This is a genomic window from Streptomyces atriruber (assembly GCF_001418325.1).
Classification (GTDB): Bacteria; Actinomycetota; Actinomycetes; order Streptomycetales; family Streptomycetaceae; genus Streptomyces; species Streptomyces atriruber.
In genome coordinates this window covers 1,484-2,026 of the sequence record NZ_LIPN01000487.1, presented here as the reverse complement: position 1 = coordinate 2,026, position 543 = coordinate 1,484, and the positions used below count along the sequence as shown (strand labels likewise).

1 pseudogene is annotated in these 543 nt (G+C 76.8%); it reads left to right on the top strand.

The window, feature by feature from the left end:
- A pseudogene (locus tag AOK03_RS36745) lies at positions 1–543 on the top strand (hypothetical protein); the annotation flags it as partial.

Below are 543 nucleotides of genomic sequence, written 5' to 3'. Positions count from 1 at the left end.
CCCAGGGCCTCGGCGACGACGCCCCGGACCTGCTGCCCGCCCGCGATCCCAGCGCGGCACCCCTCGTGCCGCCCGTTCCGCAGCAGCCGCAGCCCGCCGACGCCCCCATGGATCCGCACGCGGCGATCACCGCGGCCGTCGAAGCGGGCCGGCACGGCGAAGCGGCCTCCCTCGCGGCGTCCTGGGAGCAGAGCGCGCTGCGCATGCACGGGCCGGGCTCCAAGGACGCCATCCACTGGATGGAAGTACGGGCGGACCTGGCGAGATTCGCCGGTGACCCGGCGCGCAGCTGCGAGATCTGGCTCGCGGTGGCCTCGGCCCGGCTGACGTCGGGCCAGGCCCCCGATTCGCCCGAGGTGGAAGCGGCGGCGGACCGGGCCCACCACCTCTGGGACCGCATACGGGACGCCGAGGCCGTCCGTGCGCTGGGCCCCGCCCTGGTCACCCTGCGCCGCCAGGTGCCCGGCCGCCAGCGCGGCACGCTGCTGCTCGCGCAGCGCCGCCTGGAACAGTTCCACACCCAGCAGATCCCGAGGGCGGTGC